The organism is Streptomyces sp. NPDC004667, assembly GCF_040609475.1.
Taxonomy (GTDB): domain Bacteria; phylum Actinomycetota; class Actinomycetes; order Streptomycetales; family Streptomycetaceae; genus Streptomyces.
The window spans coordinates 20,799-46,140 of sequence record NZ_JBEXKC010000019.1; the positions used below are offsets into that span (position 1 = coordinate 20,799).

Here is a 25,342-nt window from a genome sequence, read left to right on the forward strand (position 1 = left end):
TCACCCCCTCACCTCAGCCGCCCAGGACCAGCAGGGCGGCGACGGCCGGGCCGAAGGCACCGCCCAGCTGGTAGCAGAGGGTGAACAGGCCGATGGCGGACGGGCGCTGCGCCGGGTCGGGGGCGGCAGCCACCGCGTGGGTGGACAGGACGGCGTTGGCGGCGCTGGCGGTGAAGACCCCCGCCGCGGTGGCGACCAGCAGCAGCGGGCCCCAGGTGGCGAAGATCCCGGCGAGGGCGGCGAGGGCCCCGAGGGAGACCAGCACCGTACGGACGGCCGCGCGGCTCATGCGGGCCGAGGCGGCGGCGAGCAGCCAGGACAGCGCCGACCCGGTGAGCAGGGCGACCAGCTGTCCGGTCCCGGCGGAGGCGGTGTCCCAGCCGGCCCGGTCGGCGAGCAGCCGGGGCACCGAGAAGAGCAGGGTGAAGTAGGAAGCCGACAGGGCGAGCGCCAGCAGGGCCGAGACCACGAAGACGGGCCGGCGCAGCAGGGCGGCGGGCACGAACCCCTCGGGGTGGCGCCGGACGTGCAGGGCGAGCAGCGCGGCGGCGACCAGGGCCCCGCCGAGGGCGGCGAGCGGCGCGGTCGGCAGCAGGACAAGGGCGGTGGCGAGCCCGGTCAGCAGGGCGGCGCCCCGGCCGTCGAAGCGGCCGGGCGCGGGCGGGTTCGCCGCCCCGGCGCGGCGGCCGACGGCGGGCACGGCGAGCAGGGAGAGCGCCGAGACGGTGAGGGCGATCCGCCAGGACGCCCCGTCCGCGAGGGCCTTGCCGAGCAGCGGTCCGGCGGCGCCGAGCATCCCGAACCCGGCGCTGATGACGCCCATCCGGCGGGCGGTGCCGGCGAGGCTGATGGCCGCGGCCACCAGCCCGGCGCCGCCGGCGGCCTGGGCGCAGCGGCCGAACAGCGTGAGCGGGAGCCACGGGGAGGCGGCGACCAGCAGGGTGCCGGCCAGGACGAGCAGGGTGGACAGCCGCAGCACCGCGCGCAGGCCCCGGCGGCGCAGCAGCCCGGCGAGCAGCGGGGTGCCGACGGCCATGGCCCAGCCGAAGGCGGTGAGCAGCCAGGCGGCGGTGCCGGAGGGGACCCCGAGGGAGGCGGCCATCTCCGGGAGGATCAGCACCGGCGCGTTGGCCCCGGCGGCGATGGGGGTGGCCAGCAGGGCGAGCCACAGGACGGGGACGGGCGCCCCGGCGGGTGCGGGCCCGGCCGTCCCGGCGGCCTTCGCGGTGCCCGCCGTGGTGGTGGTGGTGACCGTCATGGATGACCCACTCCCCTTCACATCTCAACCTTGACAATCTCAACGTTGAAATAAAAACAGAGCCACTGCTTCAACGTCAAGTGTCTTAACGTTGAGGTATTCTGTGGGCATGGAGACGGAGAAGGACACGGTGGCCACGTTCATCGGCCAGTGGCAGACGGAGCGTCCCGACCTCGCGGAGGAGCTCTGGCCGATCGAGGTGCTCGCCCGCGTCCAGCGGATGACGCGGATCATCGACAAGCAGCTCAAGGCCTTCATGGCCGGACACGGCCTGGAGGTGGGCGAGTTCGACGTGCTCGCCAGCCTGCGCCGCTCGGGCCCCCCGTACGCGCTGACCGCCGGCGCGCTGGTGCCGGCCGCGATGGTGACCTCGGGCGCGATCACCAACCGGATCGACCGGCTGGAGGCCAAGGGCCTGGTCGAACGGGTCCGCGACGACGCCGACCGCCGCTCGGTGCGGATCCGGCTGACCGAGCCGGGCCGCGCGCTCTGCGAGAGCGTGATGGAGGAGCACCTGCGGCACTACGCGCAGCTGCTGGCCCCCCTGGACCGGGACACCTCACGGACGGTCGCCGAGGCCCTGCGCACCCTGCTGCTGGCGCACGGGGACACCGCCGCCGACCCGGTGGCTACAGCCAGTTGAGCTCCCACAGGCGCCACACGCCCGTGCCGTCGGAGAGGTACTGCGCGCCGGTGACGGCCTCGCGGGACATGACGTAGTCCTTCTTCTGCCAGATCGGCAGCATCGGGACCCGCTGGGAGACCAGCCGCTGGAGCTCCCGGAAGTCGCCGGCGGCCCCGCCGCGGTCCGAGAAGGACTGGGTGCGGGTGATCAGTTCGTCCACGGCCTTGTCGGAGAAGCCGTTGTTCATGCTGGAGCCCGCGCCGACCAGGGGCGCGAGGAAGTTGTCCGCGTCCGGGAAGTCCGCGATCCAGCCGATCGTGTAGGCGTCGAACTGCCCGGCCGCGTAGGCCTTCTGGAAGTCCGCCCAGACCTCGACCGGCTTGATCTTCACCTGGAACAGGTTCGTCGACTCCAGCTGCCGCTTGATCTCCTGCGCCTCGGCGAGGTTCACGCCGCGCGCGTTGACGCCGAGGGTCAGCGGGACGGGGGCGGTGATCAGGGCGTCCTTGAGGAGCTTGCGGGCGGCCAGGCCGTTGGGCGAGGGATAGGTGTCGAAGAAGGGCGTGCTGTGCGCCGCGATGCCCGCCGGGACCAGCGAGTACAGCGGGGTGACCGTGCCCTTGTAGACGTCCCCGGCGACCTTCGAGCGGTCCAGCACCGCGGCCACCGCCTGACGGACGGCGGGCTTCTCGGCCGCCGAGCCGGGGCGCACGTTGAAGACGATGCTCCGGGTCTCGGTACCGCCGGACGCCTGGTAACGGGTGTCCTTCATCCCGGGATTGAGACCGGCGAGGACGGCGGGCGGCATGTCCCGGTGCGCCACCTCGACCTGGTGGTCCCGCCAGGCCGCGTCGAGCTGCGCCGAGTCCTTGTAGTAGCGGACGGCGACGCTCGCCCGGGCCGGCTTGCCCTGGCCCCGGTAAGCCGGGTTGGGCCTGAGCTCGACGCTCGCGCCCGGCTTGTACGCGACCAGGGAGTACGGGCCGCAGCCGTCGGCCTTGCCGTCGACGCGGAGCTCCTTGGCCGGGTACGTGTCCTTGTCGACGATCGAGGCGGCGCCCGTCGCGATCTTGAAGGGGAAGGTGGCGTCGCGGGCGGAGAGGTTGAAGGTGACCGTGCGGCCTTCGGCCTCGACCGACTGCAGGGTGTTGAAGAGCGGGGCCGGCCCCTGGTCCGAGTTGATCTGCTTGATGCGGTCGAACGAGAACTTCACGTCGGCCGCGGTGACCGCGCGGCCGCTCGGGAAGGTCAGGTCGGGGCGCAGCTCGCACTGGTACGTCATCAGCTTCTGACCGATGAACCGGCAGGTGGACGCGGCGTCCGGGACGGGGGTGTCGGAGCCGGGCCCGATGGTCAGGAGCGACTGGTAGACGTTGCTGAACAGGGCCCAGGAACCGGCGTCGTAGGCCCCGGCGGGGTCGAGGGCGGAGACCACGTCGGTGGTCCCGACCCGGATCGCGCCCCGGCCGTCGTCGCCCTCGGGAAGCAGCTGCCAGGCGCCGGCGCCCGCGATTCCGAGGACCAGCCCGACCGCAATGATCTTCGCGCGGACAGACCGCATCCCTGAACCCCGCCATCCGAACTCGGTATCCGACTATCGGACATCCCATCACGGAAAACCGGCCACGGGAAGGTCCACGATGCCCGGTCGGAACGGGTCAGGCCTGGTATGAGGCGAGTTCCACCACCGTGATGTCGGACGGCGCTCCGACCCGGACGGGCGGGCCCCAGGCGCCGGCTCCGCGGGACACGTAGAGCTGGGTGTCGCCGTAGCGCTCCAGGCCCGCGACGGTCGGATTGGCCAGCTCCGCCAGGTAGTTGCCGGGCCACAGCTGGCCGCCGTGGGTGTGCCCCGAGAGCTGGAGGTCCACGCCGTGCCGGACGGCGTCGTGGATGACCACCGGCTGGTGGGCCAGGAGGACCGCGGTCCGGGAGCGGTCGCGGTCCCCGAGGGCCGCGCGGAAGTCGGGGCCGTGGCCCTCGCTCTCCCCCTGCACGTCGTTGACCCCGGCGAGGTCGAAGTGGGGCAGCTCGCGGCGGGCGTTCTCCAGGGGGACCAGGCCGAGCTCGCGGACGTGGTCGACCCACTGCTGGGCGCCGGAGAAGTACTCGTGGTTGCCGGTGACGAAGTACGAGCCGAGGCGCGAGCGGAGCAGGCGCAGCGGTTCGGCGGCGGGGCCGAGGTCGTGGACGTTGCCGTCGACGAGGTCGCCGACGACGGCGATCAGGTCGGGCTGGGTGCGGTTGACGGTGTCGACGATGCGCTGGGTGTGCGCCCGGCCGAGGACCGGTCCGAGGTGGACGTCGCTGACGACGGCGATCCGGAACCCGTGCGCCGCGCGGGGCAGCCGGGCGAGCGGGACCTGCACGCGCTTGACGCGCGGGCCGCGGAGCACCCCGTAGGTGCCCGTCCCGACGGTCGCGAGCGCGGCGGCGGCCGCCACTCCCCCGGTCACGCGCGCGACGAACACCCGCCGGCTGACGCAAACGCCTCCGGCACTCGCGGACTGCGCGACCTCGGGGGTCACCAGGTCCTCCGGGGCCCCGACGCCACCCGCGCCCACGGGCTGCGCGGTCCCGGCGCCGTGCGCGCCCGCGGGCCGCGGAGCCTGCGCCCCGACAGCCGTCGCGCCCTGCACGGTCCCGGCACCCCCCGCACCTGCGGGCTGCGGCTCCTGCACCCCCGCGGCCGTCGCGCCCGCGAGATCCGGACAATTGTCGGACGCCGTCGCGGGGCCTCCCGGGGTATGCGGTGCGCCGGGGCCGGGGGTCGCGGGAGCGGCCTCCGTACGGGCCGGGCGGCGCAGCCACAGGCGGCGGGCCGGTTCGGCCACGAGCATCGCCAGGGTCAGGTACAGCAGCACCGCCAGCCACATGTACCCCGGCCACGCCACCACCTGCTGGAGCCAGAAGGGCGCTCCGGCCCGTCCGGCGGTCAGGGCGGCCAGTGCCAGCAGCGGCAGCGCGAAGGCGAGCACGGTGCCCGTGCGGCGGGCCGCGCCGCCCGCCCGGGTCGTGTCACGGACCAACCGCACCCACAGCCACCGGTGCACCAGCGCCAGCAGGGCCAGTACGGCGGCGACCGCCACGACCACCACGACGACGGTCATCGTGATTCCCGCCGCAGGGCTCGGACGCCACGCAACCCGATCACACCAACGGCCGTCCCCAGGAGAAAGGACGTCACCGCGAGGAGAAGGTGGACCCAGAAGTACGCCGTAGGGTCGCCGGCCGTGTCGAAGGACAGGCCGCTGCCGTTCTTCCACAAGTTCCGGACGAAGGACACCCAGATGAACCAGCTCCACACTCCGAAGGCGAGCAGGAACCAGGAGGCGGCGCGGCTGAGTTTCATGTCCCCAGTATCGGATTCGTCCCCAGGACGGACGCGCCGGGGTGGGCCGTACCGGCGGTGGTTGTCCACGGATGGCCGGTCCGGGAGGGCGGACAGCCCATCGGGATGTACGTTCACCTGCGTGTCTGCCAAAAAGACCGCGTTGACGGTCCTTTCCGCCGCGCTGCTGGTCCCCGCGATGATCGTGTCGCCCGCGCACGCCGCGCCGGCGCCGCCGGCGGCGGGCGCGAAGGGTCGGCCCGCCAAGGCCCCGGCGGCCCCCGCGCCGCCCGCGTCGATGTCCACGGTCGGCGGGGCGCGGCTCGGCCAGCCGGGCACCCAGGTGAACCTGCTGCCCGGGGCGCCGGCCCTGCCGGCGAACCTCACCGGCCGGTCCTGGATCGTGGCCGACGCCGAGACGGGTGAGGTCCTCGCCGCGCACAACGCCCACTGGCGGCTGCCCCCGGCCTCCACCATGAAGATGCTGTTCGCGGACACGGTGCTGCCGAGCCTGCCCAAGGACCAGGTGCACCGGGTCTCCGAGCAGGAGATGTCGGGCGTCGGCTCGGGCAGCAGCCTGGTGGGGGTCAAGGAGGACGAGGAGTACACCGTCCACGACCTGTGGCTGGGCGTGTTCCTGCGGTCGGGCAACGACGCCGTGCACGTGCTCTCGGCCATGAACGGCGGGATCGACAAGACCGTCAAGGACATGCAGGCGCACGCCGAGGAGCTCCAGGCACTGGACACCCACGTGATCTCGCCGGACGGCTACGACGCCCCGGAGCAGGTGTCGAGCGCCTACGACCTCACCCTCATCGCCCGCTCCGGACTGCAGAAGCAGGACTTCCGCGAGTACTGCGGGACGGTGAGCGCACGGTTCCCGGGCAAGCAGGAGGCGGGCCGGGCGCGCGACTCCTTCGAGATCCAGAACACCAACCGGCTGATGACGGGCGCCGGCGGCATCACCCCGTACAAGGGCATCGCGGGCGTGAAGAACGGCAACACCACGATGGCCGGCTCCACCTTCACCGGCGCGGCGCAGCGCGGTGACAAGAAGCTGCTGGTCACGGTGATGAACCCGGACACGGGCGGGGTCAACTCGGTGTACGAGGAGACGGCCGAGCTCTTCGACTGGGGCTTCGCGGCGGCCGGGAAGGTGAAGCCGGTGGGCGAACTGGTGCCGCCGAAGAGCGCGGACACCACATCCCTCGGCTCGCCCGCCAAGTCCCACGAGAACAGTGCGTCGGCGAGCGGGGACGACTCCGGCAGCAGCGGCGTCGGTACGGCGGTCGGCATCGCCGGCGGGGTGCTGGCGGTCCTGGCGGGCGGGGCGTTCGTGGTCAACCGGCGCTGGCCGCGCGGCGGGCGCCGGGGCCAGCGGAGCTAGCTCCGCGCGGGCCGCGGATCTCCCTCGCCGACCGGGCCGCCCCGGCTGCCCTCGCCGTCGTGGCCGCCCTCGCCGTCGTCGCCGTCATCGCGGGCGGCCGTCCAGGCGGAGCAGAAGAGGAGCAGCTTCGCCGAGAAGTTGATCCACAGCAGCAGGGCGATCGGCACGCCGAAGGCCCCGTACATGCTCTTGCCGGCGACCCCCCGCATATAGCCGCTGAGCAGCAGTTTCAGCAGCTCGAAGCCCGCGGCGCCGATCAGGGCGGCCTGGATCAGGCGGCCGCGCGTGGGTTCGACGCCGGGCAGCAGGGTGAGCAGGTAGAGGAGCACCAGGAAGGCGGCCACCACACCGACGAGGAAGGCGCCTGCGCGCAACAGGGCGCCGCCCGCGCCCTCGCGCGGGACTCCGAGGGTCTCGCCGAACTTGCCGACCGCGCTGGCGCCGAGGATCGACGCGGCGGCCGAGGCGAGGCCCACGCCGCCGAGGCCGAACAGGACGAGGGCGTCCTTGCCCTTGCGCACGATGGGGTTGCCCTGGTCCTCGTCGTCCTTGTCCCAGACGGCGCGCAGGCAGTCCCGCATGGAGCCGACCCAGCCGATGCCGGTGAGCAGGAGCAGGGCGCCGGCGACGAGGCCGATGGTGCCCGCGTTGGCGGCGAGCCCGTCGAGGTCGAGCTGGTCGGAGATGCCGGGGACCTGCTCGGCGAGGTTCTTCTGGAGCTTGGCGAGCTGCTCGGGGCTCAGCAGCGCGGCGCCGACGGCGATGCCCACGGTGAACAGCGGGAAGAGCGCGAGGAAGCTGATGAAGGTGATCGCGGCGGCGAGCCGCGCCCAGTGGACGCGTTCGAGGCGCTCGTAGGAGTGCCAGGCGTGGGTCCTCATCGTGGCGGCCACCAGTGGCCCGATCACCGGGAGTTTCTTCAGCCAGTCCATGGGGGTCACCGTAAATGAGCTACCGGAAATAGCCAGGATTGCCGGTTTCTGGGACTACGGTCGTCGATTGTGACTTTTCGCGAAGCGCGCCCGCCGGCCCGCCCGATCCACGCCCTGGTCCTGCGCAGGCTCCGTTTCCGCGCCCTGCTGGCCCTGCGGCCACTGCGGCCCCTGCGTCAGGAGTGGCGCGCGGCCGCGCCGGCGGCGGGCGCCGACTGCGGCGGGACGGGAACCGGGCCGGTGCCGAACGGGTACTCGCGCAGCTTGCGCCAGACCCCGTCGGAGCCCTGCTCGTACAGCGCGAAGCCCTCGCACGGCCAGCCGGCGGCGTAGTCCGCGAGCTCGGCGTACGCCCGGTCCATCGCCTCCTCGGAGATCCCGTGGGCGACCGTGACGTGCGGGTGGTACGGGAACGCCAGCTCCCGGTCGACCGGCCCCCGGGGGTCGCGGACCCGGCCCTGGAGGCGGGTGCAGTCCGGGGCGCCCTCGACGAGCCGGACGTAGACGACCGGCGAGAGGGGACGGAAGGTTCCCGTCCCTTCCAGCCGCATCGGGAAGGACCGGAAGGCCCCGGCGACCTCGGCCAGGTGGGCGCGGATCGCGGGCAGCCGGTCCGCCTCCACCTCGGTGGGCGGTACGAGGGTGACGTGCGTGGGGATGCCGTGCGCGGCGGCGTCCCCGAAGCCGGCGCGCAGCTCCTGGAGCTGGCTGCCGTACGGCTCCGGGACCGCGATCGAAACGCCGAGCGTTACGGTCCCCACGTGTGTCTCCTCCGTCTGTGTGCGGGATGCTGCCGCCTCAGTGTGGCGCCAGCACCCCCCCGACCGCCAGGGGCGCCGGTCCGTCAGTGCTTCGCGGGCAGGAAACCGAGGCGGTCGTAGGTCTGCGCCAGGGTCTCGGCGGCGACCGCCCTGGCCTTCTCCGCGCCCTTGGCCAGCAAGGAGTCCAGGGTCTCCGGGTCGTCCAGGTACTCCTGGGTCCGCTGCTTGAACGGTGTGACGAAATCGACCATCACGCCCGCGAGGTCCGTCTTGAGCGCTCCGTAACCCTTGCCCTCGTACGCGGCTTCCAGGGCGGGGATGCTCTCGCCCGTGAGGGTGGAGTAGATCGTGAGCAGGTTGCTGACGCCGGGCTTGTTCTCCGTGTCGAAACGGATCACGGCCTCGGTGTCGGTGACCGCGCTCTTGATCTTCTTCTCGGTGACCTTCGGCTCGTCGAGGAGGTTGATCAGGCCCTTGGGCGAGGACGCCGACTTCGACATCTTGATCGCCGGGTCCTGGAGGTCGTAGATCTTCGCGACCTCCTTGACGATGTGCGCCGCGGGGAGGGTGAAGGTGTCGCCGAAGCGCTGGTTGAAGCGCTCGGCGAGGTCGCGGGTCAGCTCGATGTGCTGGCGCTGGTCCTCACCGACCGGGACGGAGTCGGCCTGGTAGAGGAGGATGTCGGCGACCTGGAGGATCGGGTACGTGAACAGGCCGACGGTGGCGTTGTTGGCACCCGACTTGGCGGACTTGTCCTTGAACTGGGTCATCCGGCTGGCCTCGCCGAAGCCGGTGATGCAGTTCATGACCCAGCCGAGCTGGGCGTGCTCCGGCACGTGGCTCTGGATGAAGAGCGTGCAGCGGTCCGGGTCCAGGCCGGCCGCGAGGAGCTGTGCCGCGGAGAGGCGGGTGTTCGCCCGCAGGTCCTTGGGATCCTGCGGCATGGTGATCGCGTGCAGGTCGACCACCATGTAGAAGGCGTCGTGCGTCTCCTGCAGGGCGACGTACTGGCGGATGGCTCCGAGGTAGTTCCCGAGGTGGAACGAACCGGAGGTGGGCTGGATGCCGGAGAGCGCGCGAGGACGATCAGAAGCCATGGCCTCATTCTCTCAGGTGCGGGGGCGCACTCCGGCCCCGCGCTGGCCGGAACCCTGCCGCCGTCGTGGCGCGGCGCGACCGGGTCCGGACCCGCTCCCCCGGTCCCGCCCGGCCCCTGCCCACGTACCGGGCGGTAGCGGGGCGGCCGGATCCCGCCCCGGCCGAGCGACCGATTCGCGGGGGTGGCCGGATGCCGCCGCCGGGCCGGGTGCGGGTCCCGGCGGCGGCACGGCGGCTACAGCGGGAGTCCGGGCGCCGGGAATGCGGCCATCAGGTCGCCGACCTCGGAGCGGATCGCGGCGAGGGCCGGCTCGTCGCCCTTGGCCGCCGCGTCCACCGACCGCGAGATCCAGTCGGCGACGACGGGCATGTGCTCCGCGGTCAGGCCCCGGGACGTCAGCGACGGGGTGCCGATCCGGATGCCCGACGGGTCGAACGGCTTGCGCGGGTCGAACGGCACGGTGTTGTAGTTCACGACGATGCCAGCCCGGTCCAGGGCCTTCGCCGCGACCTTGCCCGCCACCCCGCGCGAGGTGAGGTCCATCAGGATCAGGTGGTTGTCGGTGCCGCCCGAGACGAGGTCGAAGCCCCGCTCCAGCAGCGCGGCGGCCAGCGCCTTCGCGTTGGCCACGACCGCGTGGGCGTACGCCGTGAACGCCGGCTGCGCCGCCTCGTGCAGGGCGACCGCGATGCCCGCGGTCGTCTGGTTGTGGGGACCGCCCTGCAGACCCGGGAAGACCGCCTTGTCGATGGCCTTCGCGTGCTCCTCCTTGCACATCAGCATCGCGCCGCGCGGCCCGCGCAGGGTCTTGTGGGTGGTCGTGGAGACCACGTCCACGTGCCCGACCGGGGACGGGTGGGCGCCGCCCGCGATCAGGCCCGCGATGTGGGCCACGTCCGCGACGAGGACCGAGCCCGCCTCCTCGGCGATCGAGGCGAAGGCCGCGAAGTCGATGGTCCGCGGCAGGGCCGTGCCGCCACAGAAGATGATCTTCGGTCGTTCGGCGAGGGCCAGTTCGCGCACCGCGTCGTAGTCGATCCGGCCGTCCTGCGGGCGCACGCCGTACTGGACCCCGCGGAACCAGGAGCCCGTCGCGGAGACCCCCCAGCCGTGCGTGAGGTGCCCGCCCATCGGCAGGGCCATGCCCATCACCGTGTCGCCGGGCTTGGCGAAGGCCAGGTAGACGGCGAGGTTCGCGGGGGAACCGGAGTACGGCTGGACGTTCGCGTGGTCCACCCCGAACAGGCCCTTGGCCCGCTCGACGGCGAGGGCCTCGACCCGGTCGATGTTCTGCTGGCCCTCGTAGTAGCGGCGGCCCGGGTAACCCTCGCTGTACTTGTTCTGGAGCACCGTGCCGGAGGCCTCCAGCACGGCGGCGGAGACGTAGTTCTCACTGGGGATCAGGCGCAGGGTCTCCGCCTGGAGGCCCTCCTCGGCGGCGACGAAGGCCGCCAGCTCGGGGTCGGTCGCGAGCAGTGCGGGGTGACGGTGGTTCGCGCTCATGGCGGCTCCTCCGGGGTCGATGTCGTCTCTCGTCCCCGCGAGGCCCAGGCGAGCGGCCCTGTGTGCGGTCGTGCGCGCACGACTCCCCCGGAGTCGGTTCTCCGTGCGCCAGTCGCCGTGCGTACCGGACACCTTAGCGGGCGCGCCGGAAAGAAGGTTTCTCCGTCCGCGATCCGAGCGACGATAGAAAGGACGCCACCCACGTCACCGGCCAGACGGACGATCGGAGACCCCGTGTCGAGAACTGCTGATGCCATCCGCTCCGCCGACGAACACAGCGCGCACAACTACCACCCCCTGCCCGTCGTCGTCGCCTCGGCGGAGGGCGCGTGGATGACGGACGTGGAGGGCCGCCGGTACCTCGACATGCTCGCCGGGTACTCGGCGCTCAACTTCGGCCACGGCAACCGCCGTCTGATCGACGCCGCCCGCGACCAGCTGGAGCGGGTCACCCTCACCTCCCGCGCCTTCTTCCACGACCGCTTCGCGGACTTCTGCACGCAGCTCGCCGAGTTGTGCGGCAAGGAGATGGTGCTGCCCATGAACACGGGCGCGGAGGCCGTGGAGACGGCGGTGAAGACGGCCCGCAAGTGGGGGTACGAGGTCAAGGGCGTCCCCGACGGGCAGGCCAAGATCGTGGTGGCCGCCGACAACTTCCACGGCCGCACCACCACCATCGTGTCCTTCTCCACGGACCACGAGGCGCGCGACCACTTCGGTCCCTACACGCCCGGCTTCGAGATCGTCCCGTACGGGGACCTCACCGCGCTCTCCCACGCCGTCACCGCGAACACCGTGGCGGTGCTGCTGGAACCGATCCAGGGCGAGGCCGGGGTGCTCGTGCCGCCCGCCGGGTACCTGGCCGGCGTACGGGAGCTGACGCGCGAGCGGAACGTGCTCTTCATGGCCGACGAGATCCAGTCGGGCCTGGGCCGGACCGGGAAGACCTTCGCCTGCGAGCACGAGGGCGTCGTCCCCGACGTGTACGTCCTCGGCAAGGCGCTGGGCGGCGGGGTGGTCCCCGTCTCCGCCGTGGTCGCCGACCGGGACGTGCTCGGGGTGTTCCGGCCGGGCGAGCACGGGTCCACCTTCGGCGGCAACCCGCTGGCCTGCGCCGTGGCCCTGGAGGTGATCGCGATGCTGCGCTCCGGCGAGTACCAGCAGCGCGCCGCCGAACTCGGCGACCACCTGCACCACGAGCTGAACCTGCTGGTCGGCGGGGGTGCGGTGACCGCCGTCCGTGGCCGCGGACTGTGGGCGGGGGTCGACATCGACCCCTCCCGCGGCACGGGCCGGCAGATCTCCGAGAAGCTGATGGAGCTCGGGGTGCTGGTCAAGGACACCCACGGGTCGACGATCCGCATCGCACCGCCGCTGGTGATCAGCAAGGAGGACCTGGACTGGGGCCTGGACCGGCTGCGCTCGGTCCTGGCCTAGTCCCCGTCCGCGTACCCGTCCGCCGTCAGAGGATGACGTGGGGCAGGAAGCGGGCGTACTCGTCCGTGACCGGCCCCGCCGATTCCCTGATCCCCAGGCCCGCCGCCTCCTCCTCGACCACCCACGCGCCGAGGACGACCCGGTTGCCGTCGAAGTCGGGCAGCGGCGCCAGCGCCTGGAAGACGTACGTCTCCCCCTCGGCCGGGACGAACGGCCCGCCCTCCCCGCCCGGTCCGTGGAGGGTGACCCCGGCGCCCTCGCGGCCCAGCAGGGGCTTGGCCGCGTAGCCGGCCGCGTCGGCCCCGGCGAGTTCGCGCGGGCCGTCGAGGTAGGCGGGCAGCAGGTTGGGGTGCTCCGGGAAGAGCTCCCACAGGACCGCCAGCAGCGCCTTGTTCGCCAGCAGCATCTTCCACAGGGGCTCGATCCAGGCGGTGGTGCCGGAGCCGCCCCCGTGGTCGTAGGTGTCCAGGACCTGCGGGCCGAAGGTGTCCTCGGCCAGCCACTCCCACGGGTAGAGCTTGAAGCAGCCGCGGATGAAGCGGAGCTTCTCGTCGACGAACCGGCCCGAGAGGCTGTCCCAGCCGATCTGTTCGACCGACAGGGCGTGGGTCTCCAGGCCGGCCTGTTCGGCGGTCTCCTGGAGGTAGGCCACCGTCATCAGGTCCTCGCCGAGCTCGTCGGTCTCGGAGTGCGCGAAGTGCAGCGGACCGGGCGGCAGCAGCTCCGCCTGGCGGCGCCAGGCCTCGACGAGCCGCTCGTGGAGGGAGTTCCACTGGTCGGCGCCGGGGAAGCGCTCCTCCATCCAGAACCACTGCGGGCTCGCCGCCTCCACCAGGGAGGTGGGGGTGTCGGCGTTGTACTCCAGCAGCTTGGCCGGCCCGTCGCCGTCGTAGCGCAGGTCGAACCGGCCGTAGAGGGACGGCTGTTCGGCGCGGCGGTGCCAGGACTCGGCGATCAGGCCGGCCAGCTTCGGATCGGTGATGCCGAGGTCCGCGAAGCGGTCGTGCTCGACGATGTGCGCCGCCGCGGCCAGGCACATGGCGTGCAGTTCCTCGACGACCTCCTCCAGCGCCTCGACCTCCGGGAGGGAGAAGGAGTAGTACGCGCTCTCGTCCCAGTAGGGGCGCAGGGAGTCGTCGGGGTAGCGGGTGAGGGGGTAGATCAGGCCCTGCTCCTCGACGGTCTTCTGCCAGTCGGGGCGGGGTTCGATGGTGTGCCGCCGCATGGTGCGCTCAGCCGCCGGAGGAGCCGGTGTGGCTGCCGCCGCCGATGCCGCCGCGGGCGACGGACGGCTTGTCGAAGCTGCCGCCGGAGACCTTGCCCTTGGTGACGGAGCCGCCGTAGTAGTAGGCGCCGCGGCCGCCGCTGCCGCACTCCTTCATGTTCAGGTGGTCCAGGGAGGAACGGGAGGCACAGCGCTTGTCCGGCTCGTCGCTGCTGCCGCACGCCACCAGGGTGGCGGCGAGCAGGCCCATGCCGCCGAGGGCGACCGCGCCGGAGCGCATGCGGCGTCGCGCGACGGTGCGGCCTGTGGTGCCGGTGCTTTCGGTACTGCCGGTACTGCCGGTACTGCGGGTCGGGCTGCTGTCCATGGCCGACAGACTAGATCGGGGCGCGGGGGGATGGAATCCGGCCGTCGTCACGCCCTTGTCACGGGTGGACGCCCAGGTCAGGGCCTAGAGTCGGTTCGTGCTGATTGGGATGCTTTGCGCGCTGGGCGCGGCCGTCTGCTTCGGTACGGCGTCGGTGCTCCAGGCCGTCGCGGCGCGGGCCGCGGAGCCGGGAACGGGCTCGGGGGTGGACACCGCGCTGTTCCTGCGGGCCGTGCGGCAGTGGCGGTACGTGGCCGGGCTCGGCCTGGACGCGGTCGGCTTCGTGCTCCAGATCATCGCGCTGCGGCACATCCCGATCTACGCGGTGGGCGCGGCGCTCGCCTCCAGTCTGGCCGTCACGGCGGTGGTCTCGGCGCGGCTGCTGCGGGTGCGGCTGTCGGGGCTGGAGTGGAGTGCGGTGGGGGTGGTGTGCGCGGGGCTGCTGATGCTGGGGCTGGCGTCCGGCGAGGAGGGCTCCGAGACCGGGTCGTTCGCGCTGAAGCTGGGGCTGTTGGGGGTGGCGGGGCTGGTGCTGCTGGTGGGCGCGGCGGCGGGCCGTCTGCCGGACGGCCCGCGGGCGCTGGTGCTGGGCCTGGCGGCGGGGACGGGCTTCGGGGTGGTGGAGGTGTCCGTCCGGCTCGTCGACACCCTCTCGTGGCAGGAGCTGCGCAACCCGGCCCTGTACGCCCTGCTGCTGGGCGGCGCGGCGGGCTTCCTGCTCCTCACCTCCGCCCTGCAGCGCGGCTCGGTGACGGCGGCGACCGCCGGCCTGGTCCTGGGCGAGACGATCGGCCCGGCGGTGGTCGGCGTGGCCTGGCTCGGCGACACCACCCGCGAGGGCTACACCTGGCTCGCGGTCCTCGGCTTCGCGGTGGCGGTGGCGGGAGCCCTCGCCCTGTCCCGCTTCGGCGAACCGGAGGCCTAGCCGGCCCGGCCCGGACCGAGGGCCGGGGCCGGGGGCCGGGGCCGGGGCCGGGGCCGGGGCCGGGGCCGAAGCTGTCCCGCCGATGCCGCGCCCGCGCCCCCGCCGGAGGCCGGGAGCGACGCCGCCCGGCGGCAGGGCCGCGCCCTCGCCGGGCCGGGCGCGCGGTCTCCGATCGGCGGCGCCGGAGGCCGGGGCAGCGCCGCCGAGGCGGATCCGGGCGCGAAGCCGCCCGGCGGCAGGTTCATGGCGCCGGCCGCCGCCACCTGGGTTGCCGAGACCTCCCGCATCGACGACTTTCTCGCCCGGCGCCCGTGACGGCCGACGCCAGGAGACCCGCCATGACACCAACGATGCCCCGTCGCTGGCGCAGCGTTCTCCTCACCCGGGGCAAGGGGCGTGAGCCGGAGGCCCCCAGGCGATCGTGAAGGTCACCCGCGCTCCAGGCCGAGCCGGGCGCGGGCGTCATCGTGCGGGACGGCCGCGGCGGCGCCGGTGGACTGCCGCTCCCGGTAGAGGGCCGGGGCGAGCGCGTCCTCGAGGTCGGCGAGCTCCTGGGGGTTGATGAGCACGGCGGCGGGCCGGCCGTGGTCGGTGATGGTGATCCGCTCCCGGGCGTGGGACGCGCGGCGGACCAGCGAGCCGAACTTCGCTCGCGCTTCGGCGATCGGCAGAGTGTCACTCATGTACAGAACTGTGCACTTCCCGCGCCCCGGGAGACCGGAGAATGCGGCGGTGGGCCCGGCACGCCCTGGTCGAGCGGATCGAGCAGACCGGCGGTAGCGCCGGGGCACGGGGTGCGGGGCAGCGCCGCACGTGCGGGGCGTGCGCCGGGTCGTGGTGCCGGCCCGGCGGCCGGGGTGGGCCGCCGGGGTGGAGGGCGGCAGCCGGGGTGGAGGGCGGCCGGGACGCACCGGCCGGGCTCGCCCCCGGACCGCGCCGGACGGCGTCACGGCAAGGAGGCGACCAGGGCCGCCAGGGTCGGGGCGAAGGCGCTGTCGGACGGGGTGCCGTAGCCGACGACCAGGGCCTCGCGCGGGGGCATCGCCGAGTCGGGGTGGCGGTAGGTGCCCAGGCCCTCCAGCGCCAGGTCCTGCCAGGCGGCGGACCGCAGCAGGGCCCGCTCCGTGCCGGGCGGGAGGTCCAGTACGGCGTGCAGCCCGGCGGCGACCCCGGAGACGGGGACCCGTCCCGCCACCGCCGCGACCAGCGCGTCCCGGCGGCGCCGGTAGCGCAGCCGCATGCCGCGCACGTGGCGGTCGTAGGCCCCGGAGGTGATGAACTCCGCCAGGGTGAGCTGGTCGATGGCGCTCGAACTCCAGTCGATCCGGCCCTTGGCCTCCAGCACCTCCTCCAGCAGGTCCGGCGGTACCACCATCCACCCCATCCGCAGCCCCGGCGCCAGGGACTTGCTGGCGGTGCCGAGGTAGACCACCCGGTCCGGGTCCAGGCCCTGGAGGGCGCCGACGGACTGGCGGTCGTAGCGGAACTCCCCGTCGTAGTCGTCCTCCAGGATGAACCCGCCGCTGGTCCGCGCCCAGTCCACCGCCGCCGCCCGCCGCTCGGGGGTGAGGGCGGCGCCGGTGGGGAACTGGTGCGCCGGGGTCAGCAGCACCGCGCCGGTGCGGGGGCCGAACCCCGCCAGATCGGGGGTGCGGGCCCCTGCCCCGTCGACCCACAGCGGGCGGGTGCGCAGACCGGCCCCGGCCAGCAGGTCCCGGTGGATGTCGAGGCTGTACCCCTCCACCGCCACCTCCCGCACCCGGCGCGCCCGCAGCACCGCGCCGAGCAGCCGCAGCCCGTGCGAGAACCCGGAGCACAGCACGATCCGGTCCGGGTCGGCGTACACCCCGCGGGCCCTGGCCAGGTACCCGGCGAGGGCCTCGCGCAGCACCGCCCGGCCGCGTACGTCGAGCCCGTAGCCGAGGGCGTCGTTGGGGGCGTCGGTGAGGGCCCGCCGGGCGGCTGCCAGCCAGCCGGCCCGCGGGAAGCCCCCGAGGTCGGGGGAACCGGGGATCAGGCTGTACGAGGGCCCCCCGCGCGCGGGGTGGCGGACCCGCGCGGCACCCGCGGGGCGGCGCGGCCGGGCCCGTTCGGCGACCCGGGTGCCGGAGCCCTGGCGGGCGGTCAGCCAGCCCTCGGCGACGAGGTCCCCGTACGCCTCGGCCACCGTGTTGCGGGCGATCCCGAGGTCGGCGGCGAAGGTCCGGGAGGACGGCAGCCGGGTGCCCGGTGCCAGCCGGCCGCTGCGCGCGGCCTCCCGCAGCTCCTCCGTGAGCGCGGCCCGCAGCCCGCGCCCGCCCCGTACCGCGGCCGACAGGTCCAGATGGAGGTCGGCCCCTAAAGTGGCCCAAGATCCGGTCATGGATATGGACCATATCCGCGGGCCGCCCGCTCCGTACGGTGGTGCCATGACCAACGAGACGAAGACCACCGAACTGGCCGCCGAGCACACCCCCCGCATGCAGCTCTTCAAGCAGGCCCCCGAGTTCTACAAGGCCGTCCTCGGCATGGAGATGGCCGCCGTCAAGGGTCTGGACGAGGCCCTGGTGGAGCTGGTCAAGATCCGTGCCTCGCAGATCAACCACTGCGCGTTCTGCCTGGACATGCACACCAAGGACGCGCTCGCGCAGGGCGAGACCGTCGAGCGGATCGTGCAGCTCTCCGCGTGGGAGGAGTCGCGGCACTTCTACACGGAGAAGGAGCTGGCGGCGATCGAGCTGACCGAGGCCGTCACCGTCCTGACGGACGGTTTCGTCCCCGACGAGGTGTACGCGAAGGCCGCGGCGCACTTCGAGGAGGCGGAACTGGCCCAGCTGATCGCCGTGATCGTGACGATCAACACCTGGAACCGCATCGCCGTCACCACCCGCAGCGTCCCGGGCCACTACACGGTGGGCATGTACAAGTAGCCGCGCCGCACGTGCCCCGGCCGTCCTGCGGCCGGGGCACGCCCGTAACGCGGTCCGTCACTCCGGCCGGAAGGAGTCCAGGGCCGCCGTCAGGTGCGCGCGCACCGTCGGGGAGTCCGTGGCCGGTCCGGCCGCCAGCAGGGCCCACCGCTTTCCGTCGGTGGCGGTGATGATCCGCTCCATGCCCCGGCGACGGCCGTGGGACTCGGCGCTGTCGTACTCGTAGACCAGTTCGCAGGCGTCGCCCGCGACCGGGTCGAGGGAGACCTGGCGGTAGGCGGGGGTGCCGTCGTCCAGGCGCTGCGAGGACATCCGCAGCAGCTCGCACGAGCCGGTGGCGGAGTCCTCGGTGACCCGGAAGATCTGGAGCAGGGCGCTGCGGTCGCCGGGCGGGCGGTAGAAGGAGCCGCTGCCGGTCTCGTCGTGGCTGGGCTGCCAGCCGGTGGGAACGGCGACCGAGAAGCCGCTCTCGTTGCGCACCACGGTGTACCCCGCTCCGGCGCTCGCCGAGGCGGAGGCGGAGGCCGAGGCGCTCGCGCCCGTGCCCGGCGGGGAGCTACGGGGGCCCGTGGGCTCCGTCCGCCCCTGCGAGGGCGCGCTCGTGGCGGGCGGACCGGGGGCCGCGGACGGCTCGCCCTTCCCGCCCAGCAGCATCCACGCCGCGACCGCCGACCCGCCCGCGACGGCCGCCACGAGCCCCACCAGCAACGGGGTCCGCCACTGCCCGGCCCCGCCACCGCCGCCGCTGCCGCCCGGCGGGTTCATCGGGGGCGGCGGTGGCGGCGGTGGCGCGACCGGGGGGAGCGGCGGGAGCGGCGGCGGGGGCTGCAGGGTCGAGGACGGCTGCGCGGGCCAGAACCCGTACCCGGGCGGCGGCGCGGCCGGCAGGGTCGAGGGCTCGGCGGCGGGCGGCCCGTCGGCCTCCGGTCCGGCGGCCGGTCCCGGCTGCGCGCCCCACTCCCACCGCTGCGACTGCGAGTTCCACCAGGGGGCGCCGGAGGCGCCGTCGGGCGAGGACACCGGTCAGCCCCCCAGCGAGACGAGCAGTTCGCCCAGGGCGGTGGCCGCGCTCACCGACTCGACCAGCGGAGCCCAGCGCGTCAGCGCCCCGCGCAGCCGTGCGGCCATGCCGGGCCGGACCTCCCCGGCCTCCTCCAGCTCCCCGGCGACCTCGTCGAGTTCCGCGTCGAGCCCGGTGCGGTCCTCGCCCCGGGGCAGCCGCACGAGGGCGGACCGCAGTTCGAGGACGGCCTCGAGCAGCTCCGCGGCGCCGGGCGCCGCCGCTCCCGTACCGCCGTGGTGCACGGTGTTGGTGTGCCCGCTGCCGCCGATGCTGAAGGCGCTGCCGCTGATCCCGCCGATCCGGACCGAGGGCCCTTCACCGTCATTTGCCACCGCTGCTCCCCTTTCCGCCGGTACCGCCGCCACCGGCGGTGTTGTGGTGTCCGGTGCCGCCGACGCTGAAGGCGCTGCCGTTCACCGACTGGATGAACACGCCGCCCTCGGCGACGTGGACCGCACGCTGGGCGAATTCCGCCGTGTGCCAGCCCGCTTCGTGCAGAGCGACGGTAACCCCGCTCACCACCCGGTCCTGAATCGTTTTCAGATACCGGTCCAGGTCCATGAGGTGGAAGAGGGAGCCGTCCTCCTGCGCCGCGATCTCCCGCACCGACAGCTCCGGCCCCTCGGGGCGGGCCCCGCCGTGGCCGCCGGTCGCGATCCGCCACCAGCTGGCGATGCCCCGGCCGAGGGTGGCGAGGGCGCCGGTGAAGGAACGGGGGGTGGCGGCGAGCGCCGCGACGGCCTTGCCGAACCAGGTGTTGTGCAGGAGCCGGTGGGCCTCCGCGTCGGCCCGCTGGAACCGGGTGCGTACGGGGAGCAGCACGTGCGGGGCCACTTCCAGCATCAGCATGCGGCCCTGGGTGTGGACCCGGACGAAGACGGTCACGACGAGGTTCTCGTCCCAGCCGCCGACCCGGACGCGCAGGAAGTGCCTGCGCCGCTCCCCGCCCTCCTCGATGGCGCCGGAACGGTGTTCGGCGAACTGCTGCGGGCTCAGTGGGGCCGCGTCCCGGTGCGGCAGGCCGCCGGCGGGGAGGAAGACGCACTCGTCGACGACCAGTTCGCGCAGCCGGTCCAGGACGGCGGCCTCGGCCCGGAGGGAGCCGTGCGGGGACGGCACGCGCAGGGCGTGCAGGAGCGGCACGATGCGGCCGACGATCTGGGCGTTGGTGACGGGCCGCGGCGTGTGGTCGGGGCCGAGGTCCTCCCGGGGGCGCAGTTCGACGGACAGCTGCCAGGGCCGGAAGGCGTCCCCGGCTCCGGTGAAGGGGCCGTTGATGTCGTACATGACGAGCGGGGCGTGCTGTTCGGCCCGGATCCGGTCGCGGACGCGGGCGTAGCGCACGCCCGGCGAGGCCTCGGCGGGATCGCCTGCCTGGTCGGCGTAGCGGGCCGGGGACAGCTCGGTGGCGACGATGCGCGCGGCGTGTCCGCGCTGGAGCCCGACGACGGCCACGACGGCGGCGAAGACGACGGGGGCCAGCCACAGCGCGGCGGGCACGCCGTCGTCGTACGGGTGGCCGCCGTCGTAGTAGCCGTGGGAGGTGCCGGGGGTGACGAGGTCGCCGACACCGGGGAAGAGGAAGCCGGCGAAGTCGCCCAGGGAGCCGTACAGGGAGATCCAGACACCGGCCAGCACGGCGGCGAACGACCACCAGGCGTAGATCCGGACCAGTACGGACAGGAAGCGCAGCAGGACGTTGGTCCGGGCGCGGAGCCAGCGGGCGAGGCTCAGCAGCACGAAGGGGAACAGCAGCAGGGCGAGCAGGCCGCCGGTCAGCAGCGAGCCGACGAACCAGGCGCCGAGGACGCCGGCGGCCCAGGCGAGTTCGATGCGGCGGGCGCGGAGCGCGTGGGCCAGGACCCGGGCAGCGTCGAATCCGTAGGACGGAGCGGCGATGCGCTCCTCGTGCACGAAGAGTTCGTCGATCACCCGGTCGCGGTACGCCGCGTCGAGGTAGGTGCCCGCGCACAGCAGGCGGCCGGCCTCGCTGACGGCCGGGTGCACGGGCGGACGGCCGGCCCGCTGGTCCGCGCGGGGGTCACCGCCGGGCTGAGGGGGAATCAGGTGCTCGGTCACCGGCTGACCTTATTTTCCGCCTACACGCACCCGACAGGTGAAAACACGCCAAAGCGCCCCGGTCGGGTTTGACCGGGGCGCAAGGACGTTCGTACAGGTCAGACGATCAGATCAAACGATCGGACCGGCCGTCCCGCCGGGTGTGGCTCAGATGAGGCCGAGCTCGCGGACCGCGTCGCGCTCCTCGACGAGCTCCGCCACGGACGCGTCGATGCGCGCACGGGAGAACTCGTTGATGTCCAGGCCCTGGACGATCTCGTACTTGCCGTCCTTGGTGGTGACGGGGAAGGAGGAGATGATGCCCTCCGGGACGCCGTAGGAGCCGTCCGACGGGATGCCCATCGAGGTCCAGTCGCCCGCGGCGGTGCCGTTGACCCAGGTGTGCACGTGGTCGATGGCGGCGTTGGCGGCCGAGGCGGCCGAGGACGCGCCACGGGCGTCGATGATCGCGGCGCCACGCTTGGCGACGGTCGGGATGAAGGTGTCGGCGAGCCACAGCTCGTCGCTGACGACCTCGGCGGCGTTCTTGCCGGCGATCTCCGCGTGGAAGATGTCGGGGTACTGGGTCGCCGAGTGGTTGCCCCAGATGGTCAGGCGCTTGATGTCGGTGACGTCGGCGCCGGTCTTCTTCGCGAGCTGCGAGATCGCGCGGTTGTGGTCCAGGCGGGTCATCGCGGTGAAGCGCTCGGCCGGGACGTCCGGGGCGGCGGCCTGCGCGATGAGCGCGTTGGTGTTGGCCGGGTTGCCCACGACCAGGACCTTGATGTCGTCCGCGGCGTGCGCGTTGATCGCGGCGCCCTGCGGCTTGAAGATGCCGCCGTTGGCGGCGAGCAGGTCGCCGCGCTCCATGCCCGCGGTGCGCGGACGGGCGCCGACGAGCAGCGCGACGTTGGCGCCCTCGAAGCCCTTGTTCGGGTCGTCGAAGATGTCGATGCCCTTGAGCAGCGGGAAGGCGCAGTCGTCGAGCTCCATGGCGGTGCCCTCGGCGGCCTTCATGCCCTGCGGGATCTCCAGCAGGCGGAGCTTGACCGGCACGTCCGCGCCGAGCAGGTGGCCGGAGGCGATGCGGAAGAGCAGCGCGTAGCCGATCTGGCCGGCGGCGCCGGTCACGGTGACATTCACGGGAGTGCGGGTCATGGCCTTCTCCGTTAGACAGCTGGCGGTGGGGCGTCCCTGCCCCATGTGCTGGGCCCCAAGTTCTGGGAGGACGCCGCTTCCCTGTCCTTACGAATCTTGACGTGAAGAGACATCCGCGGTCAGGCTATCCGACCCGCGGGGCCCCCAACCCCCGGGTCCCTGTGGTCCACGGCACACGGACCCGCCGGATCGAAGGTCCGGCCCGGTCCGGGCCCCGCTCTCCGCCCGCCCGCGGGCACTACTCCACCCGGAAGATCTCCCCCGTCCGGTGCCCCTCTACCGATTTGACGTAGGCGTTCGCCGCGCGGGCGACCGGCACCGGATCGAATCCGGCGAAGGTGTCCCCGTAGACGCCGAGGGACTCGGTGAACACGGTCGGGCTGACGGCGTTGACGCGCTGACGGCCCGGCAGTTCGATCGCGGCGGCCCGTACGAAGGCCTCGACCGCGCCGTTGGCGAGGGAGGCGACCGAACCGGAGAGCAGGGGCTCCCGGGCCAGGATGCCGGTGATCAGGGTGAACGAGGCGTGCGCGGGCAGTCGGGCGGCGCCCTGGCGGACCAGCTCGATCTGGCTGACGGCCTTGCCCTCCAGACCGGCCCGCACGTCGGCGGTGGTGAGCTCGCCCAGCGGGCGCCACGGGACGGAACCGGCCGCACAGGCCACCGCGTCGACGGGCCCGACCTCCTCGTACATCGCCCGGACTGAGTCGGAGTCGGTGATGTCGACGCGGACGTCCGCGCCCTTTCGGGAGGCGGTGACCACCTCGTGGCCGCGCTCGCGCAGGGCCGTGTGGACCGCGCGGCCGAGCGTGCCGCCGGCGCCGATCAGGAGCACCTTCAAGGGATTCATGGCACGAGCATCACCCTCGCCCCAATGTGAAGTCCAGCTACCTTCACTACAGCAATCATTAAGATGAACTCATGCTCGACGTGAAGCGGATGGTCATCCTGCGGGACCTGGCGGAACACGGGAAGGTGACCGCGGTCGCCGACCTGCACCGCGTCACCCCCTCCGCCGTCTCCCAGCAACTGCGGGCCCTGGAGGCCGAGGCCGGGGCCGTCCTCGTCGAACGGGACGGGCGCGGGCTGCGCCTCACCCCCGCGGGCGCCGCCCTGGCCGCCGCCTGCGACCCGGTGCTGGCCGCGCTGGAACGCGCCGAGGGGGCGGTACGGGCCCTCGACGCCGGGCCGGTCGGGGAGCTGCACGTCGGCTGCGCCCCGAGCGCGCTGGCGACGGTCGCCGCCCCGCTGGTCGCCGCCCTCGCCGCACGCCATCCGGGACTGCGGCCGCGGATCGCGCAGGCCGATCCGGAAGACGCCCTGCCGCTGCTGCGCGGGCGCCGCCTGGACCTGGCGGTGACCTACGCCTACCCGCTGCTCGGCGCCCCGCCCGCGAGCGGCACCACCGCCGTCCCGCTGTTCGACGACCCGCTCTGCCTGGCGCTGCCCGAGGCCCTGCTCCCGGCCTACGGGCGGGACGGGCTGGCGGCGCTGCGGGAGGCCGACTGGGTCTCGGCGCCCGCACCGAGCAGCTGCCGGGAGATGCTCGTGCACGCCTGCCGCAACGCCGGGTTCACCCCGCGGATCGCGCACGAGTGCGGGGACCTGCGGGCCGGGCTGTGGCTGGTGGCGACCGGCCGGGCCGCGTCGATCCTGCCGAAACTGCTGTGCGACGCACCGCCGCCCGGCACGGCGGTGGTGGAACTGCCGGGCCGGGGGCGGGTCCTGGAGGCGCTGGTCCGTGCGGGCACCGAGACCCGGCCGGCCATCGCGGCCGCGCTGGCCGCGCTGACCGCGCTCCCGGTCACCGGACGGTGACGCGGACCGCGCTCTCCAGGAAGGGGACGTCCAGCCACGGCTTGGGCTCCATGACCACCGCGAGCAGCGTGATCGCCACGCCGAGCAACCCGTACGTGATCATGTCCGTGAAGCGGGAACGCACCGCGAGCATCCCCACCGAGGGCAGGAACCGGCGCATCGCGGCGGCCGCGATCAGGGCGATGCCGATCATCAGGCAGCCGACCCGCGGATGCCCCGTCGCCGTGGTCAGCAGCCCGGCGGCGGTGGCCGCCAGGACGCTGAGCATCGGCCACTGACGGGCGGGCGTGGACACCGCCCCGGGGACGGCGCGCCCGCTGCCCTCGGGACGTACGGTGCCCTCGGTGACGGAGGGGAACCGCCGCGACTTCGCGGCCCCCGCCCGCGCCCGCTCCGCCTGCCCGGGGGCCGGCTCCGGCTCGGACTCCGGTCCGCGCTCCGGCCCGGACTCCAGTCCGCGCTGCGGCTCGGAGCCCGGACCGCGCTCCGGCCCCCGCTGTGGCTCGGACCCCGGCCCGCGCTCCGGCTCCCGTACCGACTCCCGTGCCCGCTCGCGCTGCGGTTCCCGCTCCGGCTCCACCGGCCGCCCGGCCGCGCCGGGCTCGTCGTGCTCAGCCCGCACTGGGGGTCCGCTCCGCCGCCTCGACCACGTTCACCAGCAGCTGCGCGCGGGTCATCGGACCGACCCCGCCCGGGTTCGGGGAGATCCAGCCCGCCACCTCGGCCACGCCCGGGTGCACGTCCCCGACGATCTTGCCGTTCTCGTCGCGGCTGACGCCGACGTCGAGCACGGCCGCGCCCGGCTTCACGTCCTCCGGCTTCACCAGGTGCGGGACCCCGGCCGCCGCGACGATGACGTCCGCCTGGCGCAGCAGCCCGGACAGGTCGCGCGTGCCGGTGTGGCAGAGGGTGACCGTCGAGTTCTCGGACTTGCGGGTCAGCAGCAGGCCGATGGACCGGCCCACGGTGATGCCGCGCCCGAGGACGACGACGTGCGCGCCGGCGAGCTCGACGCCGTGGTGGCGCAGCAGCTCGACGATGCCGTACGGCGTGCAGGGCAGCGGGCCGGGCTCGTTGAGGACCAGCCGGCCCAGCGACATGGGGTGCAGGCCGTCGGCGTCCTTGAGCGGATCCATCAGTTCGAGGACGCGGTTGGTGTCGATGCCCTTGGGGAGCGGCAGTTGGACGATGTATCCGGTGCAGGCCGGGTTGGCGTTCAGCTCCCGCACGACCTCCTCGATGTCCTCCTGGGAGGCCGTCGCGGGCAGTTCGCGCTGGATGGAGGCGATGCCGACCTCGGCGCAGTCCTTGTGCTTTCCGTTGACGTACCAGCGGCTGCCCGGGTCGTCGCCGACCAGCAGGGTGCCGAGGCCGGGGGTGATGCCCCGCTCCTTCAGCGCCGCCACTCGGGCGGTCAGTTCGGACTTGATCGCGGCTGCGGTGGCCTTGCCATCGAGAATCTGGGCGGTCATACCGCCATCCTCCC

Annotated in this window: 25 protein-coding genes; 6 read left to right on the top strand and 19 right to left on the bottom strand. The window is 73.6% G+C overall.

The window, feature by feature from the left end; genetic code table 11:
- Window positions 1–13 precede the first annotated feature (13 nt).
- Window positions 14–1,258 carry an MFS transporter gene (locus ABZW32_RS13535; RefSeq protein ID WP_356215026.1) on the bottom strand — a complete coding sequence of 415 codons (1,245 nt, stop codon included), beginning with the start codon at window positions 1,256–1,258 and terminating at the stop codon, window positions 14–16.
- A gap of 109 nt (window positions 1,259–1,367) precedes the next feature.
- Here ABZW32_RS13535 and ABZW32_RS13540 point away from each other — a divergent pair, with 109 nt between their 5' ends.
- A complete protein-coding gene (locus ABZW32_RS13540; protein ID WP_356215028.1) occupies window positions 1,368–1,901 on the top strand; it encodes a MarR family transcriptional regulator in 534 nt (177 codons plus the stop codon).
- On the opposite strand, the gene ABZW32_RS13545 is transcribed toward ABZW32_RS13540, so the two are convergent.
- From ABZW32_RS13545 to ABZW32_RS13555, 3 genes are all read right to left on the bottom strand, one after another.
- The gene (locus tag ABZW32_RS13545; protein ID WP_356215030.1) at window positions 1,888–3,444 is read right to left on the bottom strand and encodes an ABC transporter substrate-binding protein; all 1,557 of its coding nucleotides are present in this window, start codon (window positions 3,442–3,444) and stop codon (window positions 1,888–1,890) included. The two genes, ABZW32_RS13540 and ABZW32_RS13545, sit on opposite strands and share 14 nt — an antisense overlap.
- Before the next feature lie 97 nt (window positions 3,445–3,541).
- Window positions 3,542–4,993 carry a metallophosphoesterase gene (locus ABZW32_RS13550; protein WP_356215032.1) on the bottom strand — a complete coding sequence of 484 codons (1,452 nt, stop codon included), beginning with the start codon at window positions 4,991–4,993 and terminating at the stop codon, window positions 3,542–3,544.
- Window positions 4,990–5,235 carry an SCO4848 family membrane protein gene (locus ABZW32_RS13555; RefSeq protein WP_030230975.1) on the bottom strand — a complete coding sequence of 82 codons (246 nt, stop codon included), beginning with the start codon at window positions 5,233–5,235 and terminating at the stop codon, window positions 4,990–4,992. The genes ABZW32_RS13550 and ABZW32_RS13555 overlap by 4 nt, the downstream gene beginning before the upstream one ends.
- A 121-nt stretch (window positions 5,236–5,356) precedes the next feature.
- Between ABZW32_RS13555 and ABZW32_RS13560 the strand changes: the two genes are divergently transcribed.
- A complete protein-coding gene (locus ABZW32_RS13560) occupies window positions 5,357–6,601 on the top strand; it encodes a D-alanyl-D-alanine carboxypeptidase (protein WP_356215034.1) in 1,245 nt (414 codons plus the stop codon).
- Here the strand turns inward: ABZW32_RS13560 and ABZW32_RS13565 are convergent.
- From ABZW32_RS13565 to glyA, 4 genes are all read right to left on the bottom strand, one after another.
- Window positions 6,598–7,533 (bottom strand): YihY/virulence factor BrkB family protein, encoded by a 936-nt coding sequence (locus ABZW32_RS13565; RefSeq protein WP_356215036.1) that lies wholly within the window; start codon window positions 7,531–7,533, stop codon window positions 6,598–6,600. The two genes, ABZW32_RS13560 and ABZW32_RS13565, sit on opposite strands and share 4 nt — an antisense overlap.
- 176 nt (window positions 7,534–7,709) lie before the next feature.
- Complete coding sequence (locus tag ABZW32_RS13570; protein WP_356215038.1) at window positions 7,710–8,294, bottom strand: 2'-5' RNA ligase family protein; 585 nt, start codon at window positions 8,292–8,294, stop codon at window positions 7,710–7,712.
- 83 nt (window positions 8,295–8,377) lie between these two features.
- Entirely contained in the window at window positions 8,378–9,391 is a 1,014-nt protein-coding gene (gene trpS, locus ABZW32_RS13575; RefSeq protein WP_356215040.1) for a tryptophan--tRNA ligase, read from the bottom strand.
- Between the two features lie 236 nt (window positions 9,392–9,627).
- Entirely contained in the window at window positions 9,628–10,896 is a 1,269-nt protein-coding gene (glyA, locus tag ABZW32_RS13580) for a serine hydroxymethyltransferase (protein ID WP_356215042.1), read from the bottom strand.
- Between the two features lie 234 nt (window positions 10,897–11,130).
- Here glyA and rocD point away from each other — a divergent pair, with 234 nt between their 5' ends.
- Window positions 11,131–12,333: an ornithine--oxo-acid transaminase gene (rocD, locus tag ABZW32_RS13585; protein WP_356215044.1), complete on the top strand. Its 1,203-nt coding sequence runs from the start codon at window positions 11,131–11,133 to the stop codon at window positions 12,331–12,333.
- A 25-nt stretch (window positions 12,334–12,358) separates the two neighbouring features.
- Here the strand turns inward: rocD and ABZW32_RS13590 are convergent, their stop codons facing one another.
- Together ABZW32_RS13590 and ABZW32_RS13595 are read right to left on the bottom strand one after the other, a co-directional pair.
- Window positions 12,359–13,558 (bottom strand): glutathionylspermidine synthase family protein, encoded by a 1,200-nt coding sequence (locus ABZW32_RS13590; RefSeq protein WP_356215046.1) that lies wholly within the window; start codon window positions 13,556–13,558, stop codon window positions 12,359–12,361.
- Window positions 13,559–13,565: 7 nt separating this feature from the next.
- Complete coding sequence (locus ABZW32_RS13595) at window positions 13,566–13,838, bottom strand: hypothetical protein (RefSeq protein ID WP_356215163.1); 273 nt, start codon at window positions 13,836–13,838, stop codon at window positions 13,566–13,568.
- Window positions 13,839–14,034: 196 nt separating this feature from the next.
- On the opposite strand from ABZW32_RS13595, the gene ABZW32_RS13600 reads away from it, so the two are divergent.
- On the top strand, window positions 14,035–14,850 hold the full coding sequence (locus ABZW32_RS13600) for a DMT family transporter (RefSeq protein ID WP_356215165.1): 816 nt from the start codon (window positions 14,035–14,037) through the stop codon (window positions 14,848–14,850).
- Window positions 14,851–15,278: 428 nt separating this feature from the next.
- Here ABZW32_RS13600 and ABZW32_RS13605 read toward each other — a convergent pair whose 3' ends face one another.
- Both ABZW32_RS13605 and ABZW32_RS13610 read right to left on the bottom strand, forming a co-directional pair.
- Window positions 15,279–15,533, bottom strand: coding sequence for a type II toxin-antitoxin system Phd/YefM family antitoxin (locus ABZW32_RS13605; protein WP_356215047.1), 255 nt, complete (start codon window positions 15,531–15,533; stop codon window positions 15,279–15,281).
- A gap of 263 nt (window positions 15,534–15,796) precedes the next feature.
- Complete coding sequence (locus ABZW32_RS13610; protein WP_356215049.1) at window positions 15,797–17,212, bottom strand: PLP-dependent aminotransferase family protein; 1,416 nt, start codon at window positions 17,210–17,212, stop codon at window positions 15,797–15,799.
- Between the two features lie 46 nt (window positions 17,213–17,258).
- Between ABZW32_RS13610 and ABZW32_RS13615 the strand changes: the two genes are divergently transcribed.
- Window positions 17,259–17,759 carry a carboxymuconolactone decarboxylase family protein gene (locus ABZW32_RS13615; protein WP_356215051.1) on the top strand — a complete coding sequence of 167 codons (501 nt, stop codon included), beginning with the start codon at window positions 17,259–17,261 and terminating at the stop codon, window positions 17,757–17,759.
- A 57-nt stretch (window positions 17,760–17,816) separates the two neighbouring features.
- On the opposite strand, the gene ABZW32_RS13620 is transcribed toward ABZW32_RS13615, so the two are convergent.
- The 5 genes from ABZW32_RS13620 to ABZW32_RS13640 form a co-directional block, all read right to left on the bottom strand.
- Window positions 17,817–18,779: a hypothetical protein gene (locus tag ABZW32_RS13620; RefSeq protein ID WP_356215053.1), complete on the bottom strand. Its 963-nt coding sequence runs from the start codon at window positions 18,777–18,779 to the stop codon at window positions 17,817–17,819.
- Window positions 18,780–18,782: 3 nt separating this feature from the next.
- Window positions 18,783–19,154, bottom strand: a complete 372-nt coding sequence (locus ABZW32_RS13625; protein ID WP_356215055.1) for a hypothetical protein — start codon at window positions 19,152–19,154, stop codon at window positions 18,783–18,785.
- Window positions 19,144–20,901, bottom strand: coding sequence for a hypothetical protein (locus ABZW32_RS13630; RefSeq protein ID WP_356215057.1), 1,758 nt, complete (start codon window positions 20,899–20,901; stop codon window positions 19,144–19,146). The genes ABZW32_RS13625 and ABZW32_RS13630 overlap by 11 nt, the downstream gene beginning before the upstream one ends.
- A 147-nt stretch (window positions 20,902–21,048) precedes the next feature.
- On the bottom strand, window positions 21,049–22,038 hold the full coding sequence (locus tag ABZW32_RS13635) for a malate dehydrogenase (RefSeq protein ID WP_280917149.1): 990 nt from the start codon (window positions 22,036–22,038) through the stop codon (window positions 21,049–21,051).
- Between the two features lie 238 nt (window positions 22,039–22,276).
- On the bottom strand, window positions 22,277–22,879 hold the full coding sequence (locus ABZW32_RS13640; protein ID WP_356215167.1) for a short chain dehydrogenase: 603 nt from the start codon (window positions 22,877–22,879) through the stop codon (window positions 22,277–22,279).
- Window positions 22,880–22,959: 80 nt separating this feature from the next.
- On the opposite strand from ABZW32_RS13640, the gene ABZW32_RS13645 reads away from it, so the two are divergent.
- Entirely contained in the window at window positions 22,960–23,856 is an 897-nt protein-coding gene (locus ABZW32_RS13645; protein ID WP_356215059.1) for a LysR family transcriptional regulator, read from the top strand.
- On the opposite strand, the gene ABZW32_RS13650 is transcribed toward ABZW32_RS13645, so the two are convergent.
- The gene (locus tag ABZW32_RS13650) at window positions 23,843–24,478 is read right to left on the bottom strand and encodes a DUF3017 domain-containing protein (protein ID WP_356215061.1); all 636 of its coding nucleotides are present in this window, start codon (window positions 24,476–24,478) and stop codon (window positions 23,843–23,845) included. The genes ABZW32_RS13645 and ABZW32_RS13650 overlap by 14 nt on opposite strands.
- Window positions 24,468–25,328 (bottom strand): bifunctional methylenetetrahydrofolate dehydrogenase/methenyltetrahydrofolate cyclohydrolase, encoded by an 861-nt coding sequence (locus ABZW32_RS13655; RefSeq protein WP_356215063.1) that lies wholly within the window; start codon window positions 25,326–25,328, stop codon window positions 24,468–24,470. Before ABZW32_RS13655 ends, ABZW32_RS13650 begins: the two co-directional genes overlap by 11 nt.
- Window positions 25,329–25,342: the final 14 nt, after the last annotated feature.

What these genes read in the sequence shown, in the direction of transcription:
- ABZW32_RS13535 (WP_356215026.1), bottom strand. Translation starts at nt 1,258, where the DNA reads ATGACGGTCACCACCACCACCACGGCGGGCACCGCGAAGGCCGCCGGG.
- ABZW32_RS13540 (WP_356215028.1), top strand. Translation starts at nt 1,368, where the DNA reads ATGGAGACGGAGAAGGACACGGTGGCCACGTTCATCGGCCAGTGGCAG.
- ABZW32_RS13545 (WP_356215030.1), bottom strand. Translation starts at nt 3,444, where the DNA reads ATGCGGTCTGTCCGCGCGAAGATCATTGCGGTCGGGCTGGTCCTCGGA.
- ABZW32_RS13550 (WP_356215032.1), bottom strand. Translation starts at nt 4,993, where the DNA reads ATGACCGTCGTCGTGGTGGTCGTGGCGGTCGCCGCCGTACTGGCCCTG.
- ABZW32_RS13555 (WP_030230975.1), bottom strand. Translation starts at nt 5,235, where the DNA reads ATGAAACTCAGCCGCGCCGCCTCCTGGTTCCTGCTCGCCTTCGGAGTG.
- ABZW32_RS13565 (WP_356215036.1), bottom strand. Translation starts at nt 7,533, where the DNA reads ATGGACTGGCTGAAGAAACTCCCGGTGATCGGGCCACTGGTGGCCGCC.
- trpS (WP_356215040.1), bottom strand. Translation starts at nt 9,391, where the DNA reads ATGGCTTCTGATCGTCCTCGCGCGCTCTCCGGCATCCAGCCCACCTCC.
- glyA (WP_356215042.1), bottom strand. Translation starts at nt 10,896, where the DNA reads ATGAGCGCGAACCACCGTCACCCCGCACTGCTCGCGACCGACCCCGAG.
- ABZW32_RS13590 (WP_356215046.1), bottom strand. Translation starts at nt 13,558, where the DNA reads ATGCGGCGGCACACCATCGAACCCCGCCCCGACTGGCAGAAGACCGTC.
- ABZW32_RS13595 (WP_356215163.1), bottom strand. Translation starts at nt 13,838, where the DNA reads ATGCGCTCCGGCGCGGTCGCCCTCGGCGGCATGGGCCTGCTCGCCGCC.
- ABZW32_RS13600 (WP_356215165.1), top strand. Translation starts at nt 14,035, where the DNA reads ATGCTTTGCGCGCTGGGCGCGGCCGTCTGCTTCGGTACGGCGTCGGTG.
- ABZW32_RS13605 (WP_356215047.1), bottom strand. Translation starts at nt 15,533, where the DNA reads ATGAGTGACACTCTGCCGATCGCCGAAGCGCGAGCGAAGTTCGGCTCG.
- ABZW32_RS13610 (WP_356215049.1), bottom strand. Translation starts at nt 17,212, where the DNA reads ATGACCGGATCTTGGGCCACTTTAGGGGCCGACCTCCATCTGGACCTG.
- ABZW32_RS13615 (WP_356215051.1), top strand. Translation starts at nt 17,259, where the DNA reads ATGACCAACGAGACGAAGACCACCGAACTGGCCGCCGAGCACACCCCC.
- ABZW32_RS13635 (WP_280917149.1), bottom strand. Translation starts at nt 22,038, where the DNA reads ATGACCCGCACTCCCGTGAATGTCACCGTGACCGGCGCCGCCGGCCAG.
- ABZW32_RS13645 (WP_356215059.1), top strand. Translation starts at nt 22,960, where the DNA reads ATGCTCGACGTGAAGCGGATGGTCATCCTGCGGGACCTGGCGGAACAC.
- ABZW32_RS13655 (WP_356215063.1), bottom strand. Translation starts at nt 25,328, where the DNA reads ATGACCGCCCAGATTCTCGATGGCAAGGCCACCGCAGCCGCGATCAAG.